Source organism: Pseudoalteromonas sp. BSi20311, from assembly GCF_000239875.1.
GTDB lineage: Bacteria > Pseudomonadota > Gammaproteobacteria > Enterobacterales > Alteromonadaceae > Pseudoalteromonas.
In genome coordinates this window covers 84,556-105,660 of record NZ_BADU01000153.1, presented here as the reverse complement: position 1 = coordinate 105,660, position 21,105 = coordinate 84,556, and the positions used below count along the sequence as shown (strand labels likewise).

Genomic DNA, 21,105 nt, shown 5'->3' with positions numbered 1-21,105 from the left:
ACCCCCAAAGAAAATTACGATTTACTCGGTTTAAAATAACGTAATCGGTTGGCATTAGTAACCACCGTTAGCGATGACAAAGCCATTGCCGCCCCTGCTACGACTGGGTTTAGTAGTAAACCAAAAAACGGATACAACAGCCCTGCAGCAACCGGAATACCTGCAATGTTATAAATAAACGCACCAAACAAATTTTGCTTTATATTAGTTATGGTTGCACCACTTACAGCTATCGCATCTGCAAGGCCATGAAGCGAGCCTCGCATCAGCGTTATATCCGCACTTTCAATAGCTACATCTGTACCAGTGCCAATCGCAAATCCAACATCGGCTTGTGCCAACGCTGGCGCATCATTTATACCATCGCCAGTCATGCCCACAATTTCACCTTGAGATTGGCGCTTAGTCACTTCACCGGCTTTATCATCTGGCATTACTTGCGCTATAAAGTCTGTAATACCGACTTTGCTGGCAACGGCTTTAGCGGTCGCTTGGTTATCGCCTGTCAGCATAACCACATGAATACCATTATTTTGTAAGCGTTTAATAGCTTCAGCTGAGTCTTCTTTTATTGGGTCAGCAACTGCGATTATGGCATGTAATTGATTGCCAATAGCAAAGTACATCGGCGTTTTAGCAGCGTTAGCAAGCTGCTCGGCTTGAGGTATTGCCTCTGCAATATCTATATTGTGGCTTTTCATCAGTGCCTGATTGCCAAACAATAGGCTTTGCTCATTAATGGTACCGGTCACACCTTGCCCAGTGATAGCATTAAAACCACTGACTTTTTCAAGGGTGATATTTTGGTTTTTAGCATAATTAACAATAGCTTCGGCTAATGGATGCTCAGAACTACTTTCAAGACTAGCTGCTAACTTTAGCACCTCGGTACTGTCGCTTTGGTTGAACGTAACCACATCGGTCACGGTTGGCTTACCAGCGGTTATAGTGCCTGTTTTATCTAAGATCATGGTGGTGATTTTAGCTGTTGTTTGTAGCGCTTCACCGTTACGAATAAGTATACCCGACTGAGCAGCTTTACCTATGCCTACCATAATTGACATCGGTGTAGCTAAGCCAAGTGCACACGGGCAAGCAATAATTAAAACTGTGGTTATTGCAACAACCGCATAAGCAATACTCGGCTGTGGGCCAAAGTTAAGCCATGCTAAACCTGCTAGCACCGCAATAATCATCACTGTAGGTACAAATATACCTGAAATAACATCGGCTAAGCGCCCAATTGAAGGCTTAGAGTTTTGTGCACGTTTAACCATATTAATAATGTTCGCTAAGGTGGTTTCACTGCCAATATGGGTTGCTTTAAACAACAAAGTACCACTTTTATTTATACTACCAGCAACAACCTTATCGCCCTCACCTTTATTAACTGGCATAGGTTCACCCGTGAGCATTGATTCATCTAGTGTACTACTGCCTTCGATGACATCTCCATCGACTGAAATTTTCTCACCAGGGCGCACACGAACCACATCGCCTTTTACAACTTGGCTTATAGCGATATCTTGCTCTTGGTTATCACGGATCACTCGTGCAGTTTTAGGTTGTAAACCAATTAAGCGTTTAATCGCCTCAGAGGTGCGCCCTCGTGCCTTTACTTCAAAAGCTAAGCCAAGACTAATTAAGCCTATGATCATCGCTGAGGCTTCAAAATAAACGTGTCTAGCCACCTCAGGTAATATACTTGGCATGATCACCACCACCATTGAATATAGCCAGGCTGTACCCGTACCAAGCGCAATCAAAGTATCCATATTCGCTGTATGATTTTTAAATGACTGCCACGCGCCAGTATAAAACTGCTTACCCGACACAGCCATTACCACCAACGTCATCACTCCAACAATAAACCAGCCAATGCGCTGAGTTTGGGTGGTGACACTCATATCAAAAATTAAACCATAAAGCATTAATGGCGCACCCAAACCTAATGCCAATACCATATTGCGCATGAGCTTTTTGTAGTGCGCGTTATCAGCTTCGGCTTTTTCATCTAGGGCGTCTTGCTGAGAGTCACTATTCATAGGTTTAGCTTGATAGCCTATTTCGGCGACAGCCTGCATTAGCTGCTTAGCCTTTGCACAACCTTCTACTTGCACAGTTCGATCGGCAAAGTTCATTTCAACGCGCTGTGCACCCTTTACATTTTTCAGCGCTTTCTCTATTTTAGCTACGCAACTACCGCAATTTGCGCCTTCAATCATAAAGTTTTGCGTGGTGGATTCATTACTCATAACGCTTCCTTAGTATTTTTAACTTCAGAGATCGGATCAACAAAGGTCTCTATTAAGCTACATATATCGGCACTTACAGCCCCATCAGGCGATTTATCCCACTGTTTAACCGCCGCTTGCATTCGCGTGCGTAATTTAAGTGTTTCTTGAAAGTGCTGCTCTGTTTCCTCTAGTCGCTTTGCTATTAATTGTCGTGTTAGCGGACAAGGACACTGCCCTTGCTCTGACTGTGCAATAATTTGTTGAATATCTTTTATTGAAAAACCAAGTTGACGGGCACTAATAATAAACTTTAAACGTTGCTGATCCGCTGCGGTATACACTTGATAACCATTGTGCTGACTACGAATAGGATTAAGCAGTTTTATTCGCGTGTAATGGCGCACCGTGTCTTGGGTTACACCCAGTGTTTTAGCTAATTGCTTTACGTACATCATTAAACCTCTGGTTATTTAATGACAACATAATAAACCTATGTGTGACACATAGGTCAACAATTAATTAAACACACGACTGGGGTGGGGGAAGAAAGTAAAGATAAGCGCAGCCACCATAGAATGACTGCTAAATTTGAGGGTTACTTGCTTAGTTTACTTCGCTTCGCGATTGTTTAAGTGCTTCACCAAGCTCACCAGCAATAGCTTGAATTTCAGGCATTGCGTCTTGCACTAAAGCCTGCGACATTTGCATTGATTCTTGCATTACCTGTGGCATTTTTTTTAAAATGGCCTGCCCTGATTCAGTCTTATAAAAAGCCAGCATGTCGCTAATTTCTTGTTCAGTAAACTGTTTATCGTAGAGGTTAATCATCATCGGCTGCATTTTTTGCCAGCTCATTTTTGTTTTTAATACCTCGGTCATATCAGCATAATACTTGTCGAAAATTGCTTTCTCATCTGGCTTTACGCCCATTTGCACCGACATATTTTGCATCATGCCCTCAACTTGCGCATACATAGAGTCAACCATGGCGTCCATGTTCATCACCTCTACCAGCTCGTCAATTTTTTGCTGTTTGGCAGTTTGCGCTGCATATAAGTTAGTTGAAAAAATTAAAAGTGAAAGCAGTATTACCTTACCCATATTAATATCCTTTTGTATTTGAATTAGCGTCATACTTACATGTTCAACAAGTGTTGTAAATGGGGACAACCAAAAAACAAAAAAGCCGAATAACACACGTTTATTCGGCTTTTAATCGTTTGTGCTCAAAGCTAATCTTTTTCGATATTATCGAGTCCTTTTGTTCCCTCTTTGGCTTTAAGCTTATGATGAATTGCGGTTTTAATCAGCATGTAGCCACTGATAGGTGCAGTAATTAACAAAAATATAGTGATTAAAATTTCTTTTACGCTTAAGCCACTGACTGAATTGGCAAAAAATACCATGGCAGCGGTAAGTATACTCGCCATACCTAAAGTCGTCGCTTTCGTTGGCCCATGTAAACGCATGAAAAAATCAGGCAATTTGATTAAGCCAATTGAGCCAATTAAAATAAATAACCCGCCTAACAGCAGTAATATTGATACGATCCATTCACTTATCATTTTAATACCTTACTCAATTATGTCGCCACGAAGTAAATACTTACATACTGCTACCGTACTTATAAACCCAAGCATGGCAATAAGTAAGGCTGCTTCAAAGTACAACCCCGTACCCATACTAATACTGTATAAAATAATCAGTGCAATCACGTTAATGTACATAGTATCTAGCGCTAAAATACGATCTGGAACAGATGGGCCAATAATAAGTCGCCATAGATTAAGTAATAACGACAATCCAACCATTGAAAAAACAATCAGTAATACTGTATCTAACATTGAAATATCTCCTTTAGGGGAGCTTCATAACGTGCCTTAATTTGTTTAATAAGCGCTTGCTCATCACCTAAATCTAACACGTGAATTAATAAATAACGCTGTATCGGTTCATCGTCTTCATTAAGCGATTTAATCAGCGGGTAAACCTCGGCACTTACCGTACCCGGCGTTAAAGACACACAGCTGGCTAAAATAGTAATTGGCATTTCATGCATTAAATCTATAGGCACTTTAACAAAGCCTGGACGCAGATTTTTTGAAGGGCCTAGAATTAATAATGCTACTTGCAAATTAGCCACAATAATATCGTAAAGTACGATCAGTAACTGCTTAAATGCCAGCCCAGGCTTTAGTATCAGCGGTTGCGGATCTCTAAATGACATACTAAATAACGGTATTAACAATGCTAATATCGCTCCTAATATAATATGCCCTACCGACACACTGTTATTTAATAATAGCCATACTATAAATAAAAACAGACTACGAAACGGCGTAGGTAACCAACGAAAACGAGCTTGTAAGCGCATTACATACCTCCCTTAAGTACCGCATTAATACCACCACTAATATCGTGAAGCTGTGTTGCCGCCTCGAGGGCGTACTGTGTTGCCACGTCACCAAAAATAACCAGTAGTATTGAACTTGCCAATAAACCAACTAACACGGTCACTTGTAGCGGGTGGGCATTGGCAGCATCGCTAGCATCACCTGTTTTGTCTTTACGTTCCCAAAACAAACTAGTACCCGCACGTGATATAGCCACAATTAGCGCTAAGCTCATAATTAAGTAAACAGGCCAAAATACCAGTGCTTGTTCGCTATTTAATGTGGTTTTTAAAATCCAAATTTTGCCAACAAAGCCCGAGAAAGGTGGCATCCCAATAACGGTTAAACCGGCAATAATAAAACACGCCCCTAATAAAAATGGTTGTTTTACTGCACGACCTCCAACTAATCGATCACCAGCTTTACCTCGTTGTGTTGCAATTAAATCAGCAAGTAAAAATAGCGCCGCAGTCACTAACGTTGAATGCACTAAATAGTAAAGCAATGCAGCGGTGGCATTTATGTTTTGTAGTGCCACTAATGCCACCAACGTCCCTACAGAAACCAGTACTAAATTAGCGGTAAGCTTACGCAAATCTTGTGCGGCTAACACCCCTATTGCACCAATCACTATAGTGGCAATAGCCAGCGCCCATAACCAAGACTGCGCCATATGCTCAAGTTCGCCAGCTTGTTCACCAAAAATAACAGTGTATACACGTAAGGTTGCGTAAACGCCTACTTTGGTCATAATCGCAAATAATGCAGCAACCACAGGTGTCGCACTTGAATAGGCGTTTGGTAACCATAAATGCAATGGTAATAACGCACTTTTAAGTGCAAATACAACGAGTAATAGTAACCCGCCTGCTTTTGCTAAATAAACATCATCACCGGTTAGCAGTGGTACTTTATTAGCCATATCAGCAATATTTAAAGTGCCTAATACTCCGTATAAAATACCTAAACCAATTAAAAACACGCTTGAACCAACTAAATTTAAAATAACATAATGCAGCGCTGCGCGCGTTTTGGGCTTGCCGCCACCGTGCATTAATAGCGCATAAGAGGCAATTAATAACACTTCAAAAAATACAAAGACGTTAAATAAATCGCCTGTTAAAAATGCACCATTTACCCCTAATATCAAAAAATGGATTAAAGGATGGAAAAAGCTACCTTGTTCATCATCACCAGCACAGCCATATAAAGCCACGCCAACACCCAAAAAGGCGGTTAAGGTAACTAACAAGGTCGAGAGCATATCTGCAACCAGGACAATACCAAATGGTGCAGACCAGTTACCTATTGCATAAACAATAATACCGTTATCTTTAACCTGAACCAGCAGTAATACCGTGACTGCAAAGGTTAAAATAGCCATTAAACTAGACGTTAATCGACGTGCAAATAAGCTTTTGCCACACGGTGGAAGCAACAAAATAATTGCTGCTAACATTGGCAGTAAAATAGGCAAAGATGCTAAATGCTGAATCATTTTCTCTCCTTGCGTTTACTTCTGGTTAGGCTGCCATCAACGTGATCGTTACCTAAATCTGCTCGGCCACGAATAGATAAAATAACCACAAACGCAGTCATAGCAAAGCCAATTACAATGGCTGTTAACACTAAGGCTTGTGGCAGCGGATCGGCATAATCAGCGCCCGTTCCTAGTACCACGGCTTTATTAATTGTTAAGCGCCCTGATGAGAATAAAAACAAATTAACCGCGTAAGAAATCATTGTCAGCCCCAATACCACAGGGAATGTTCGCGCTCTTAATAATAAGAACACGCCACAGGTGACTAGCACGCCAACGCAAGATGCGTATAACAGTTCCATTAAATATTTACCTCTTCTTTCTCTGCGTTCGCTGTCATATTACCTAAGCTCGCAAGGATCATCAGCGTAGCGCCAACAACGGTTAAGTACACGCCCAAATCAAATACAATGGCGCTGGCAAGCTCTGTTTTACCAACAAACGGAATATCAAAGTAATCAAACCAGGTAGTTAAAAATGGCTTGTCAAAGAACCAACTTCCCACACCTGTAAACATGGCGATAGCAATGCCTGATGCAATAATTTTGCGATAGTTAACATCAAAGCGTTCATTTATCCACGCAGTACCATGTGCCATATATTGTAAAATAAAGGCTATAGAGGTTACGAGACCAGCTATAAACCCACCACCAGGTAAGTTGTGACCACGTAAGAATATATAAGCTGACACTAATAACGCTAATGGCAGTAAGCTTTGTGAAATACAAGCCAATAAAATAGGATGACGATCTTTAGACCATGGACGCCCTTCACTATCGCTTGCAGGCATATAAAGTGGAATTCTTGATAGCAGTTTAAATATACCCAGTGCAGCAATACCTAACACGGTAATTTCACCTAAGGTGTCAAAGCCCCTAAAATCAACCAAAATAACGTTAACCACGTTAGTACCACCACCGCCTATTTTGGCGTTAGCAATAAAGAACTCAGAAATTGAATCAAGCGGTCGAGTCAGTAAAGCGTAACAAATACTAGCAATAATCACCCCTACGGTAGAGGAGATAACCACATCACGTAAAATGCGCAACGAGCTAGATTCTCTCGGCGTGCTTTGTGGTAAGAAAAACAGTGCCAACATTAATAGTATAATAGTGGCTACTTCAACTGTAAGTTGCGTTAAAGCCAAGTCAGGCGCTGAAAAACGGGTAAACGCCACCGACACCATTAAACCCACAATCGACAGCATTAATAACGACACCATTCGAATTCGATGCCAAATAACGGTAGCAATTGCGCCTATTATGAGTAGCCCTGCACCAATTGCGTTTTGAATGTCAACCGGAGTATTAGGCACACTGCCAGCTAGCTGTTTCATTTCAAATAATGGCCAACCAGAGGCAAGTAATACAACACCTAACATAATAAATACATAGCGTTGTAATGAGCCATTTTCTGTTGATTGGATTTTGTTTTGACACCAATTAACCACTACCGCTAAAAAACGCTCGAAGATTTTTTTAGCATTAAAAGGAGGTAACGACGCCTGGAACTGGAACAAGTACTTACGATTAACGTAAATAAATAAACCACCAATCACCGCCATACCACTCATAAGTAGAGGTAAGTTGAAACCATGCCAAATCGTCAACTTGTACTCCGGCATTGCTTGACCCAGTACGGCCAGTGATGCAGCCGACAAGATACCGTCGACGGCAAAGTGCGGGAAAATACCCACTAAAATACATAGCACCACTAAAATTTCGATAGGCACACGCATATAACGCGGCGCCTCATGAGGGGTACGCGGTAAATCAATTGGCTCACCATTAAAGAACACGTCATGAATAAAGCGTGATGAGTACGCCACCGACAACGCGCCCGCAACAGTCGCTAGCACCGGAATTAACCAAGACATAGAGCCAAGCACCTGCTGATGCAGTGTCTCAGCAAAGAACATTTCTTTTGATAAGAAACCATTTAATAACGGTACACCGGCCATAGCGGCAGCAGCGACCATCGCCAGGGTGGCTGTATACGGTAAGTAGCGCCACATGCCATTGAGTTTGCGCATATCACGGGTACCGGTTTCATGGTCAATAATACCGGTTGCCATAAATAACGACGCTTTAAACGTCGCATGGTTAATAATATGAAAAATAGCGGCAACGGTTGCAAGCTGTGTATCTAGACCAAGTAATAACGTAATTAAGCCCAAATGACTAATCGTTGAATAGGCTAATAAGCCTTTTAAATCATGTTTGAATAACGCGATATAAGCGCCAAATAATAACGTGGTTAAACCGGTCAAACCGACCAATAAAAACCAGGTATCGGTACCCGCCAATGCGGGATAAAAACGCGCAAGTAAAAAGATACCCGCTTTTACCATAGTCGCAGAGTGTAAATACGCACTAACCGGCGTAGGTGCAGCCATGGCGTGCGGTAACCAAAAATGAAACGGGAATTGTGCAGATTTAGTAAAAGCACCTAGTAAAACTAATACCAATGCCAATTCATATAAGTCGTGAGATTGAATAATCGCTTTACTGGCTAAAATGGTGTCTAAATCGTAACTGCCAACAATGTCGCCTAACAACATTAAACCACCCAGTAAAGCTAAACCACCGGCACCTGTTACCGCCAGTGCCATACGCGCCCCCTTGCGCGCCTCTGATTTATGCCACCAGTAACTGATCAGCAAGAACGAGCTAATACTGGTTAGCTCCCAAAATACCCATAACTGAATCACATTGTTTGACATAACAATGCCCAGCATGGCGGTCATAAATAACATTAAGTAACTAAATAGCTTTGGCAGTGAATCGTTTTGACTTAGGTAATAACGGGCATACAAAATAACCAGCAGCCCTATTCCTAAAATCATAAATAAAAACAGTAAACTCAAACCATCTAAGCGTAAGGAAATATCCAGCCCTAAAGCAGGTATCCACTGCGCGCTAAAACGAATGGTTTCTCCCGCGAGAACCGCAGGCGCATGATAAAGTGTAATTGCAAGCGCGGCTAATGGCGCAATAGCCGTTAGGCTCGTTGCCTGATTTCGAGAAAGTTTGCCGGTGCATGCAGAAATAACACTGCCTAATAAGGATAACAGGGGTATCCAGAGCAAAGTCATAATGAAGGGCCTTTTTGAATCATAAAGTTTATCAATTCGCTACTTGTTATTATTAAATACCAAAGTGACTTGGGTATACGTTTTATGTCTGTTTTTTAACAACATTAATACGTACAGTTATACTGATAAACGCAGTTTTTGTCTATAGAAAGCGCCACTAGCGGGATAATAATCAAACAAAAATGCCTATAAATTAATGAACTGAGGCAAAACAAGCTCAGCTTTTGAACAGTTTACAGCCGAGTATTTAATCACTAAAAGCGAATAAATAAATGAGCATTGAGTGCTATGTGGGTTTGCCACAACATGCGGTATTGCGCAGATAGCCCTAACTGCTGATATTGCATAATCGACCACTTTGCGCTGGGCTTATAGGCTGTACCACCTTGTTGGCAACTCTGGCTTTTGTGCCACCCTTTGGGAGCATCTGACTTTTTTGCAATAAATAAGTTGGGGGCAACCAACCCCTCAAGCTGACATAGCCACGCTTGCTTTTTTACCGGTAAAACATATTCATCTTCAAAGCCATTAAAGTGCATTAATTCATGTAAAAACACCGCGTAGCTAGCCTGTGAATTAATATGCATTAAACCATTTTTTACATTCGCAGTACCTTGTTTGGGCATCATAACTGCAAAATCAAACTCCGCGGGAAGCTGCTTTTTAAGCGATGATTGCTGCCAATCGCACTTAGCACGTTTGGATTCAGTACTATTACAGCTAATTGCATTACCCACATAAACTGGTTTTGAAAAACAAAAGGTATTGGGGCTAGGCTCTGGGTTTTCTAAGTACGCGTTACGAAATTGATTGAGCCTGTATAATCCATCACGGTGATCGCTCAGCATTAACACATTAAATGTACACTGCTTTTGTATCGCAATTTGCTCGCTTGCAACCAAAAACCCTAACTTATTCATAAATGATTTACTTAACGTTTCTATGGGTGCTTGTTGCTGTAATTGCAGGTGATAAAAGGTATCGCCTTTAGGAAGCTTATTTTGATTTTTTAATAGCGCTAAATCCTGCCAGCGTTTTTGAGAGAATAACAAGTCGGCGAGCTTTGCTTGTTGTGCAAGTGTTATTTTATCTAAGCTTGCTTGCCAGAATAGCTTAGCCGTTTCAGTTTGATTATTGCTTAATAATGACAACCCATAGCCATATTGAGCATGTGCTATTTTATTGCGGGCTAAGGTTGCTAAGGCTGTGGTAGGTAATTGCAAAATGTGGTTTGCAAAGTAACGAGGAAATTGCCAGTAACTGTCAATTACATTGGCTTTGGCATGTAATACTTGCCAAAAGCCAATGCTATTTTGTTTATTACTCGAGCTGCTAATAAAGCTAGTGCACAGTAATAAAACGCTTAATTTAAAAAAGTTAGCCAGCGCTTTCACTGGCCATCAACTCAAGCTCTAAACGTGCGTACTTATATTCAATAAATTCATGCACATTCGTGGCCAACGCCAACCTAAAGTAGTCAGTCGCAATACCCAGCTCACCTGCGGCTTGGTGCTGTTTAGCTAAGTAAAAATAAGCCTCACATAAACGCTGAGCATATTCTTGTTGTGAGCTGACACCATCGGCTATGCCTGAAAAAAAGGCTTGTTCACTCATATCACCCACATACAAAGCAATAAGCTGATACGCCCATTCATTTTCATCAAGAGCTGCTGAATTGGCTTTTAACGCAGCAAGTGCCGCAGTTTTATCTTGTGCCGCTTGGGCTAAATAAAGCCACAACACACGATAAGGGTCGTTAGGAGAGCGCTCCAAGAATGTTTTAAAGTCATCTTTTGCAAGCGTCGCTCTATCACCATAGTACAAGGCAATACCACGATTTAAATACGCATATTCATGCTCTTGGTCTAGCTCAATGGCTGAGTCAAAGTACTCGTATGCTTTTTCGTATTGCTGCATCAAAGTATGCTGAATACCTAAAAAGTTATAAACTTCAGCCAAATCGGGCTTGAGCTTAACCGCTCGATTAAAATCAATTCGCGATAAAGTCGTCATACCTAAGCTATCAAACAGTACTCCACGGTCATAATAGAGCTTTGCTTGTTGCTCTGTACTCAAGTCTGCTCTGTTTAATAGCTCTGAAAAACGTGCAATGGCAATTTCATTTCTAAAATCTGATGCAAGCGGTGCAGTAAATGGCACATTAATAATTGCAGTGGGTTTAGTAGTAGCCTGACAAGCGCTTAAAGACAAAATAGCAAAAGATGCCAAGGCTAAATGTTTAAGTCTCATTAAAATCCTTAATACCGAGGTAAGTAGCAAATAGATAAGACATAAGCTGTCTTGTAAGGTTCATTCCTGTTATGTGTTGAGTATGATGAACACAATTAATTGCTAACATTAAAGCATAAAAAAAGGGGCTAAACAGCCCCTTTTTATACTATCCAGTAATTATCTGGATGAAAGATTAGCAATTACGCGTCTTTAGACTCGTCAGCTGCAGGTGCTGCTGATTCCATTGCTTCTTTAATACTTAGACGTACACGGCCTTGACGGTCTACTTCTAGTACTTTAACTTTAACTTCTTGACCTTCACTAAGGTGATCAGCAACGTTGTTAACACGCTCAGTGCTAATTTGTGAGATATGCACTAGGCCATCTTTACCAGGAAGAATGTTTACAAACGCACCGAAATCAACGATACGTACCACTTTACCTTCGTAGATAGTACCTACTTCAAGCTCAGCAGTTAATTGCTCAATACGGCTAATTGCATTTGCTGCACTTTCACCGTCTGTGGCAGCAATCTTGATTGTGCCATCATCACCGATTTCAATCGTAGTGCCAGTTTCTTCAGTAAGCTGACGGATAGTCGCGCCACCTTTACCGATAACTTCAGCGATTTTCTTCTGTGGGATTTGCATCGTGTAAATACGCGGAGCAAACATAGACAGTTCTTCAGAAGGTGCAGAAATCGCTTCGTCCATCACACCTAGGATGTGTAAACGTGCAGCTTTCGCTTGTTTAAGCGCGATTTGCATGATTTCTTGTGTGATACCTTCAATTTTGATATCCATTTGTAGAGCAGTGATACCGTTAGTTGTACCCGCTACTTTAAAGTCCATGTCACCTAAGTGATCTTCATCACCTAAGATATCTGAAAGAACAACAAAGTTTTCTTCTTCTTTAACTAAGCCCATCGCGATACCCGCAACAGAGGCTTTAATTGGAACACCCGCGTTCATAAGCGCTAGAGACGTACCACAAACCGATGCCATTGAAGATGAACCATTTGATTCAGTAATTTCAGATACAACACGGATTGAATATGGGAACTCAGTCAATGTTGGCATTACTGCTTGGATACCACGCTTAGCTAGGTTACCGTGGCCGATTTCACGACGCTTAGGAGAACCAACAAAACCCGTTTCACCTACACAGAATGGAGGGAAGTTGTAGTTAAGCATAAAGTGGTTTTTGTGCGTGCCAGTTAAATCGTCGATTAACTGTGAATCACGTTCTGTACCAAGTGTTGCTGTTACTAATGCTTGTGTTTCACCACGTGTGAAGATTGCAGAGCCGTGAGTACGTGGAAGTACACCCGTCATTACATCTAGAGCACGGATCATATCTGGTTCACGACCATCGATACGTTTTTCGCCAGCAGCGATACGGCCACGAACGATTTTCTTCTCAAGTGAACCGAATACTTTACCTACTTCTTGCTTATCAAGCGTTTCGCCTTCAGCAAGTTCGCTTGTTAGTGCTTCAACAACCGCATCTTTTGCAGCAGTTAATGCTTCTTTACGCGCTACTTTATCAGTAATACGGTAAGCTTCGCCTACTTTATCAGCAGCAAGAGTTGCTACTTTCTCTTCTAATGCAACGTTTTTCTCAGGTGCAGTCCAATCCCAAGTAGGCTTGCCTGCTTCTGCTTTAAATTCGTTAATTGCATTGATGATAGACTGTGATTGCTCATGGCCGTATACAACCGCGCCTAGCATTACGTCTTCAGCAAGTACGTCTGCTTCTGATTCAACCATAAGTACTGCGTTATCAGTACCAGCAACAACTAAGTCAAGTTGGCTCTCTTCAAGCTCTTTTAGTGTCGGGTTAAGTACGTATTCACCGTTAATGTAACCAACACGTGATGCACCAATTGGACCGCTGAACGGGATACCAGAGATAGCAAGTGCTGCTGATGTACCAATCATCGCAACCATATCAGGTTGGATTTCAGGGTTTACAGAAACAACAGTCGCGATAACTTGTACTTCGTTTACGAAACCATTTGGGAAAAGTGGACGAATTGGACGGTCAATAAGACGTGCAATAAGTGTTTCGCCATCGTTAGGACGACCTTCACGCTTAAGGAAACCACCTGGGATACGACCAGCAGCGTACATACGCTCTTGGTAGTTAACTGTTAGCGGGAAGAAATCTTGACCTGGTTGAGCTTCACGCTTACCAACAACCGTTACTAGTACTGACGTATCGCCAATGCTTGCTAGTACTGCGCCGTCAGCTTGACGAGCGATAGCACCTGTTTCTAGTGTCACTGTGTGTTGACCTAGTTGAAATTCTTTTATAATTGCTTGCACTTAAAATATTCCTTAAATGTATTTTTAGTATTAATTAAGTTTTCATCAAAGTACCAATTACAGTACATAATTGTATTCAGTTGGAAATCAATTAAGTACTACAATTGGCAATGATGTAAATAACCGTAAATAAACCTTTTTATCTACGCGCCATAGTATATAACAAAGTCAGGTAAAATTGCGAGCTTAGTCCAGAGATAAACGCGTTGCTAAATTATGTACTTTGCTGTTACTTACAATGTGGCTTTTAGCTGATATTTCAAGGGGATTAATCGATGTGGGTATGGGGAAATTTAGACACAAAAAAAGGAGCTAAAAAGCTCCCCTTTTGATAATCAAGTTCTTAGCGACGTAGGCCAAGCTCTTTGATTAACGCAGTGTAACGCGAGATATCTTTACCTTTAAGGTAATCAAGCAGTTTACGGCGAGTGCTTACTTTACGAAGCAGACCACGACGTGAGTGGAAGTCATGCTTGTGATCAGCAAAGTGACCTTGAAGCTTGTTGATATCAAAAGTAAGTAATGCTACTTGTACTTCAGGTGAACCAGTGTCGCCTTCAGCGCGTGCGAATTTAGCAATGATATCGATTTTTTCTTGATTGCTTAGTGACATAATAACTCCAAAAGTTAAATTTAATAGGTGCTTTAGCCGATCACTAATTCAGCCAAAACGATTAAGCGGGCGTATTCTACCAATTATCAGCATAACTACAAGTTAAACTTTACTCTGGTTGTTGATTAGACAAGCCGCGCTTTGATTTTAAATGGCCATCAGGATTACGTTCGCCCGTACCAATAAATATTCCGTCAGCCAGTACCTTTATTGCACCTTCAGGCAGGGCTTTACCCAACACCACAGCTTGACCATGGCTAAATGCCATTCCCTGCTCTTTAGTAATTTCCACAACGGGTAAATCAACTAACGCGGTATCCATTGGCAATAATAGTTCGTCAAGGTAAGTGGAAGGCGCAACGTCTTGTTCTTTCGCTTGATTTAATAACGTTTCTAACTGCTCAAGTGTGACCATTTTATCTGCGGGGTAATGCCCTACAGCACTACGATGCAGCATAATCACATGCGCGCCGCAGCCAAGGTTTTCACCTAAGTCATCAACGATAGTACGAATATATGTGCCTTTAGATACATGGGCAGTCATTTGTATTTCGTTAGCTTGCTCATCAAACTCATCAAGCGTTAAGCTAAATACGTTAATTTTTCGACATTTGCGAGGAACTTCAATGCCTTCACGCGCATATTTATATAAAGGCTTGCCTTCATATTTAAGCGCTGAATACATTGATGGATATTGGTCTGACTCACCTAAAAACTTAGCAATTTCTTCGCTTAGTAATTGGGAAGTGACATTCACATCGCGAGTTTCGACCACTTCGCCATCAGAGTCTGATGTGGTCGTACGTTCACCTAGCTTAGCTCGAACAACATAGGTTTTATCTGTATCGAGTAAAAACTGGGTAAACTTAGTCGCTTCACCAAAACAAATTGGCAGCATGCCGGTCGCTAGCGGATCAAGCGCACCTGTGTGCCCCGCTTTTTGCGCAAAATAAATACCTTTAGCCTGCTGTAATGCCTTGTTTGATGAAATGCCTTCTGGTTTGTTTAACAACAAAATACCATCAACTGGACGGCCTTTACTGCGTCTTGCCATTAGTCTTTAGTGCCTTCTTCGCTGTCATTTTCATCATCAACATGCTTAGCGTTATCTTCACGAATGATAGAGTCCACTAAGTTAGAGATACGCATCCCTTCCATTAATGAGTTATCAACCACAAATTTAAGCTCTGGCATAATACGTGCGCGAATACGTTTACCTAGTAACGAACGGATATAGCCCGTTGCTTCGTTCAGTACTTTTGCACTTTGTTTTGCTGCATTTTCGTCTTCAGTGTTAAAGACGGTGATAAAAACTTTGGCATAAGATAAATCGCGCGATACTTCTACCGCAGACACTGTCACCATGCCTAAGCGCGGATCTTTAATTTCGCGTTGTAGAATCACAGCAATTTCTTTTTGAATTTGCTGAGCAACACGATCAGTGCGAGAAAATTCTCTCATTTCACTTCCCTAAAATTATAACTTATTGAAAAACAATAATAAGTTAACTAAATAATGGATACACAAATGGGGGCTGAGCCCCCATTTAAAATCTTAGCATAGGTTATGTTGGGCTATCGAGGTACAACCTTGAATGTCCAACACCACCTAATAACAATTAAAGAGTACGTTGTACTTCAACTGTTTCAAATACTTCGATTTGGTCACCAACGCGAACGTCATTGTAGTTCTTAACGCCGATACCACATTCCATGCCGTTACGAACATCTTGTACGTCATCTTTAAAGCGACGTAATGACTCAAGTTCGCCTTCGTAAATAACCACGTTATCACGAAGTACACGAATTGGTGCGCTACGCTTGATAGTACCTTCAGTAACCATACAACCAGCAATTGCGCCAATTTTTGGAGACTTAAATACATCACGCACTTCAGCAAGACCAATGATCTCTTGTTTAAACTCAGGAGCAAGCATACCAGACATGGCTTGCTTAACTTCTTCGATAAGCGCATAAATAACGCTGTAGTAACGAAGGTCTAAGTTTTCAGAGTCAATCACTTTTCGCGCTGATGCATCGGCACGAACGTTAAAGCCAACTACAATTGCGTTAGACGCTGCAGCAAGGGTTGCATCAGTTTCTGTGATACCACCTACACCAGAACCAACAATCTTCACTTTTACTTCGTCAGTAGAAAGTTTAGTTAGTGAGTCTGAAATTGCTTCGATTGAACCTTGAACGTCTGCTTTAAGTACCACGTTAACTTCAGATACATCGCCTTCAGTCATGTTAGTAAACATGTTTTCAAGCTTCGCTTTTTGCTGACGCGCTAATTTAACATCGCGGAATTTACCTTGACGGTAAAGTGCAACTTCACGTGCTTTACGCTCGTCTTTAACTACTGTCGCTTCATCACCCGCTGCTGGAATACCAGAAAGACCTAAAATCTCAACAGGAATAGAAGGACCCGCAGATTTAATGTCTTTACCGTTTTCATCGCGCATTGCACGAACACGGCCATACTCAAGACCACATAATACAATGTCACCTTGGTTAAGCGTACCTGATTGAACAAGGATAGACGCTACTGGTCCACGGCCTTTATCAAGACGTGATTCAATAACAACACCCGCAGCCATACCTTCGGTTGGTGCATTTAGTTCTAACAGCTCAGATTGCATTAATACAGCTTCTAAAAGATCATCAATACCAAGACCTGTTTTAGCTGAGATGTGAACGTATTGCGTATCACCGCCCCAATCTTCTGGAATAACGTCTAGCTGAGCTAGTTCGTTTTTAACGCGGTCTGGATCTGCGCCTTCTTTATCCATTTTGTTAACAGCAATGATTAAAGGAACGCCAGCTGCACGAGCATGCTGTACCGCTTCTTTAGTTTGTGGCATTACACCATCATCGGCTGCAACCACTAGGATTACGATATCAGTCGCTTTAGCACCACGAGCACGCATAGATGTAAATGCGGCGTGACCCGGAGTATCTAGGAAAGTGATCATGTTGCCGTTAGTTTCAACGTGGTATGCACCAATGTGCTGTGTAATACCACCGGCTTCGCCTGAAGCAACTTTAGCTGAACGAATATAATCAAGCGTTGATGTTTTACCGTGGTCAACGTGACCCATTACAGTTACTACTGGCGCACGTGGCTCAGATTTACCATCTTCATGACGGTCATTTAGTACTGTTTGCTCTAATTCGTTTTCTTTAACGATGATAACTTTATGGCCCATTTCTTCTGCTACAAGTTGTGCAGTTTCTTGGTCAATAACTTGGTTAATCGTAACCATGTCACCCATTTTCATCATTGTTTTTACAACTTCAGCGCCTTTAACTGCCATTCGTGATGCAAGCTCAGCAACTGTAATTGTTTCACTAATACGCACTTCGTTTTTAACATCAGCCGTTGGTTTTTGGAAACCGTGCTGTAATGACGCTGGCGCTTTTAGCTTACCTTTTTTACCTTTAGACGCTGCAAATTTATCTTTTGCTGGCGCTTTTTTCTTTTTCTTCGCACGGCGTGAGCCTTGCTCTTCGCGAGCATCAGCTACATCTTCTGCTTCACGTGCGTAAGTTGAAGTCGTAAGGTGGTGATCCGCGGTTTCTTCGCGTTTCTTACGTTCTTCTTCTTCTTTCTTCCAGCGTGCTGAATTCTCTTCAGCTAGCTTTCTTGCCTCTTCTGCTTGACGTTTCGCTTCTTCTTCAGCTTTCTTCAATGCGGCCTCTTCTGCTTCTTTTTGCAGACGCTCAGCTTCGATGCGATCTTTCTCAGACTTAGCACTTTGCTCAGGGGTCATCTGCTGTTGTTTCGCTTTACGCTCTGCATCTGCTTTGCGTTTAGCTTCTTCTTTGGCTTTACGATCAGCGTCTTCTTTCGCTTTACGTTCTGCCTCTTGTTTCGCTTTCAATTCTGCGGCTTCTTGTGCAGCTTTTTGCTGCTCTTCAAGACGCGCTTTTTCTTCAGCGGCTAGACGTTGCTGTTCTTGTTCTTGCTCAACAGCACTCTTTTTCACGTAAGTGCGGGTTTTGCGAACTTCAACTTGCACTGCCTTTGCTTTACCCGTAGAGCCAGTCACACTTAATGTGCTTTTGCTCTTACGTTGCAATGTCATGCGTGCTGGACCTTCAGACCCAGTACCGCCATGTTGCTTGCTTAGGTGATCAAGTAACGTTGCTTTTTCAGCTTCTGTTACATTCTCACCTGCTTGTTTGGTAATACCGGCTTGTGAAAACTGCTGTAGTAATTTATCAACAGTTGTACCTATATCACCGGCTAGTTTTTCAACATTTACTTCTGCCATAGTCTCTAATACCTCCGTTAATAAATTACTCGTCTGCAAACCAACAAATATTACGTGCAGCCATAATTAGCTCGCCCGCTTTCTCTGAAGATAGCTCTGTAATATCTACAAGCTCATCAATGCCTTGCTCAGCTAAGTCTTCAAGTGTTACTACACCCTTGCTTGCCATAACAAATGCTAAATGACGCTCTAAGCCTTCAAGCGCAAGTAAGTCTTCAGCAGGCTCAGCGCCTTCTAAGCTTTCTTCCGTTTTAAGGGCTTTCGTTGTTAATGCATCTTTTGCACGTGAACGTAATACGTCCACTGTTTCTTCATCTAAGCCGTCGATTTCTAAAAACTCAGAAGCAGGTACATAAGCAACTTCTTCAAGTGTTGAGAAACCTTCGTTGATAAGTAATGACGCAAACTCGTCATCAATATCTAAGTTTTCAGTAAATAAGTTAATTAACTTATCTGACTCAGCTTCGTTCTTAGCGCGCATTTCATCAACGGTCATTACGTTTAATTCCCAGCCAGTTAACTGGCTTGCTAAACGTACGTTTTGACCATTACGACCAATAGCTTGTGCTAAGTTATCAGCTTCAACAGCAATATCCATTGAGTGAGTGTCTTCATCCATTACGATTGAAGCCACTTCTGCTGGTGCCATTGCGTTAATAACAAACTGCGCTGGGTTGTCATCGTAAAGAACGATATCAACACGCTCGCCGCCAAGTTCTGACGATACAGCTTGAACACGTGCGCCACGCATACCAACACACGCACCTACAGGGTCTATACGCTTATCATTAGACTTAACTGCGATTTTAGCGCGTGAACCTGGATCGCGAGCTGCGGCACGTAGTTCAATCATTTCTTCGCCAATTTCTGGCACCTCAATGCGGAATAATTCCATCAGCATTTCTGGTTTAGAACGGGTTACAAATAACTGTGCACCACGTGCTTCTGGTTTAACTTCATATAGAAGACCACGAATACGATCGCCTGGACGGAAGTTTTCACGTGGCAGCATGTCGTCACGGTAAATAACCGCTTCTGCGTTGTTACCTAAATCAAGAACGATTGCATCACGCGTTGCTTTTTTAACAACACCTGTTACTAGCTCGCCTTGCTGATCTTTGTACGCTTCAACCACTAAGGCACGCTCTGCTTCACGTACTTTTTGTACGATTACTTGCTTAGCCATTTGTGTTGTTATGCGGTCAAATTTAATTGATTCAATCTGCTCTTCTACGTAGTCGCCCATTTTCAAGTCTGGTTCTTCAACTTGAGCAGCTTCTAACGTGATTTCGCTGTATGGATTCTCTAAAGAACCATCTTCTAATACAGCAGCAATTTGCCAGCGGCGGAATGTATCGTAATCGCCAGTTTTACGGTCAATTGCAACACGTACATCAATTTCACCATCATGCTTTTTCTTTGTCGCTGTCGCTAATGCGAACTCTAGAGCTTCAAAAATCTTTTCTTTTGGAACCGCTTTCTCATTGGAAACGGCTTCAGCAACCAATAATATCTCTTTTGCCATGGGTAATGCCTCGCTTGCCCTATTCCTTCGCACTCGAATTAAAACTTTGCGATTATGTTCGCACGTTCAATGTTACTAAGCATGATTAAATGCTCTGCACCATCGCTAGATAGTGTGATCATATCGCTGCTAACTGCTATTAAGTCGCCTTTAAAATTACGGCGACCGTCTTGTGGAAGCTTAGTACGCACGCGTACTTCCTCTCCTTGCGCCTGCTCGTAGTGATCTTGTTTGAATAATGGACGATCAACACCAGGAGACGACACTTCCAAATCATATTCGTTTGTAATCGGGTCTTCGACGTCTAAAATCGCACTAATTTGACGACTTGCATCGGCGCAGTTGTCAACTGAAATTCCATCCTCATGAGCAATGTATACTCTTAAGGTAGAATGGCGACCCGCTTGTACAAACTCAAGACCATGTAATTCAAAGCCTAGCATTTCTACCGCAGGCGTTAACATGGTTACTAAATCTTGTTCAAGTTTTGTCACGAAAATCCTCCATACAAACAAAAAAAGGGCTTATAGCCCTAAAATACTGAGTTTAAATTTTGATTTAATCGATAAACATTAAATCAAACGGTGCAGATACAACAACGCCCCGAACCAAGCGGGGCGTCACACCAAAAAACGCAAAAACTGTGTGGCCTAGGGCCAAGCTTGGTTGCGAGTCAGTACCCTGACCAAATTAAACTTCATTAGCTTAAACGCAAAACGCGCATTACTTAGAATGCGCGATATAAAGTAGTAAGTTTAAACCTACTATTAAGATTGGTTGCGGGAGCCGGATTTGAACCAACGACCTTCGGGTTATGAGCCCGACGAGCTACCAGACTGCTCCATCCCGCGCCAATAGATAAAAAGTT

The 21,105-nt window shown here is 41.8% G+C and carries 18 protein-coding genes and 1 tRNA gene; all 19 read right to left on the bottom strand.

What is annotated here, in order from left to right; all coding sequences use genetic code 11:
* Positions 1-14: 14 nt before the first annotated feature.
* A complete protein-coding gene (locus P20311_RS15415) occupies positions 15-2,255 on the bottom strand; it encodes a heavy metal translocating P-type ATPase (RefSeq protein ID WP_008114569.1) in 2,241 nt (746 codons plus the stop codon).
* Positions 2,252-2,689 (bottom strand): MerR family transcriptional regulator, encoded by a 438-nt coding sequence (locus tag P20311_RS15410; RefSeq protein WP_008114568.1) that lies wholly within the window; start codon positions 2,687-2,689, stop codon positions 2,252-2,254. The genes P20311_RS15415 and P20311_RS15410 overlap by 4 nt, the downstream gene beginning before the upstream one ends.
* Before the next feature lie 151 nt (positions 2,690-2,840).
* The gene (locus P20311_RS15405; protein ID WP_008114567.1) at positions 2,841-3,338 is read right to left on the bottom strand and encodes a DUF2059 domain-containing protein; all 498 of its coding nucleotides are present in this window, start codon (positions 3,336-3,338) and stop codon (positions 2,841-2,843) included.
* A 131-nt stretch (positions 3,339-3,469) separates the two neighbouring features.
* Positions 3,470-3,802, bottom strand: a complete 333-nt coding sequence (locus P20311_RS15400) for a Na+/H+ antiporter subunit G (RefSeq protein ID WP_008114566.1) — start codon at positions 3,800-3,802, stop codon at positions 3,470-3,472.
* A 9-nt stretch (positions 3,803-3,811) separates the two neighbouring features.
* Entirely contained in the window at positions 3,812-4,081 is a 270-nt protein-coding gene (locus tag P20311_RS15395) for a K+/H+ antiporter subunit F (protein ID WP_008114565.1), read from the bottom strand.
* Positions 4,075-4,611 (bottom strand): Na+/H+ antiporter subunit E, encoded by a 537-nt coding sequence (locus P20311_RS15390; protein WP_008114564.1) that lies wholly within the window; start codon positions 4,609-4,611, stop codon positions 4,075-4,077. Before P20311_RS15390 ends, P20311_RS15395 begins: the two co-directional genes overlap by 7 nt.
* On the bottom strand, positions 4,611-6,128 hold the full coding sequence (locus P20311_RS15385; RefSeq protein WP_008114562.1) for a monovalent cation/H+ antiporter subunit D: 1,518 nt from the start codon (positions 6,126-6,128) through the stop codon (positions 4,611-4,613). The genes P20311_RS15390 and P20311_RS15385 overlap by 1 nt, the downstream gene beginning before the upstream one ends.
* Complete coding sequence (locus tag P20311_RS15380; protein WP_008114561.1) at positions 6,125-6,472, bottom strand: Na+/H+ antiporter subunit C; 348 nt, start codon at positions 6,470-6,472, stop codon at positions 6,125-6,127. Before P20311_RS15380 ends, P20311_RS15385 begins: the two co-directional genes overlap by 4 nt.
* Positions 6,472-9,264 (bottom strand): monovalent cation/H+ antiporter subunit A, encoded by a 2,793-nt coding sequence (locus P20311_RS15375; protein WP_008114559.1) that lies wholly within the window; start codon positions 9,262-9,264, stop codon positions 6,472-6,474. Before P20311_RS15375 ends, P20311_RS15380 begins: the two co-directional genes overlap by 1 nt.
* Before the next feature lie 254 nt (positions 9,265-9,518).
* Positions 9,519-10,658: a hypothetical protein gene (locus tag P20311_RS15370; RefSeq protein ID WP_008114556.1), complete on the bottom strand. Its 1,140-nt coding sequence runs from the start codon at positions 10,656-10,658 to the stop codon at positions 9,519-9,521.
* Entirely contained in the window at positions 10,642-11,514 is an 873-nt protein-coding gene (gene nlpI / locus P20311_RS15365; RefSeq protein ID WP_008114554.1) for a lipoprotein NlpI, read from the bottom strand. Before nlpI ends, P20311_RS15370 begins: the two co-directional genes overlap by 17 nt.
* A gap of 182 nt (positions 11,515-11,696) precedes the next feature.
* Positions 11,697-13,823 carry a polyribonucleotide nucleotidyltransferase gene (gene pnp, locus P20311_RS15360; RefSeq protein WP_008114552.1) on the bottom strand — a complete coding sequence of 709 codons (2,127 nt, stop codon included), beginning with the start codon at positions 13,821-13,823 and terminating at the stop codon, positions 11,697-11,699.
* A gap of 343 nt (positions 13,824-14,166) precedes the next feature.
* Positions 14,167-14,436, bottom strand: a complete 270-nt coding sequence (gene rpsO, locus P20311_RS15355; RefSeq protein WP_006793376.1) for a 30S ribosomal protein S15 — start codon at positions 14,434-14,436, stop codon at positions 14,167-14,169.
* A 109-nt stretch (positions 14,437-14,545) separates the two neighbouring features.
* Positions 14,546-15,490 (bottom strand): tRNA pseudouridine(55) synthase TruB, encoded by a 945-nt coding sequence (gene truB / locus P20311_RS15350; RefSeq protein WP_008114547.1) that lies wholly within the window; start codon positions 15,488-15,490, stop codon positions 14,546-14,548.
* Positions 15,490-15,897: a 30S ribosome-binding factor RbfA gene (gene rbfA / locus P20311_RS15345; protein WP_008114546.1), complete on the bottom strand. Its 408-nt coding sequence runs from the start codon at positions 15,895-15,897 to the stop codon at positions 15,490-15,492. Before rbfA ends, truB begins: the two co-directional genes overlap by 1 nt.
* A 157-nt stretch (positions 15,898-16,054) precedes the next feature.
* Complete coding sequence (gene infB, locus P20311_RS15340; RefSeq protein WP_008114545.1) at positions 16,055-18,712, bottom strand: translation initiation factor IF-2; 2,658 nt, start codon at positions 18,710-18,712, stop codon at positions 16,055-16,057.
* Between the two features lie 25 nt (positions 18,713-18,737).
* Complete coding sequence (nusA, locus tag P20311_RS15335) at positions 18,738-20,237, bottom strand: transcription termination factor NusA (RefSeq protein ID WP_008114544.1); 1,500 nt, start codon at positions 20,235-20,237, stop codon at positions 18,738-18,740.
* A 38-nt stretch (positions 20,238-20,275) separates the two neighbouring features.
* Positions 20,276-20,731, bottom strand: coding sequence for a ribosome maturation factor RimP (gene rimP, locus P20311_RS15330; protein WP_008114543.1), 456 nt, complete (start codon positions 20,729-20,731; stop codon positions 20,276-20,278).
* 280 nt (positions 20,732-21,011) lie between these two features.
* A tRNA-Met gene (locus P20311_RS15325) sits at positions 21,012-21,088 on the bottom strand.
* Positions 21,089-21,105: the final 17 nt, after the last annotated feature.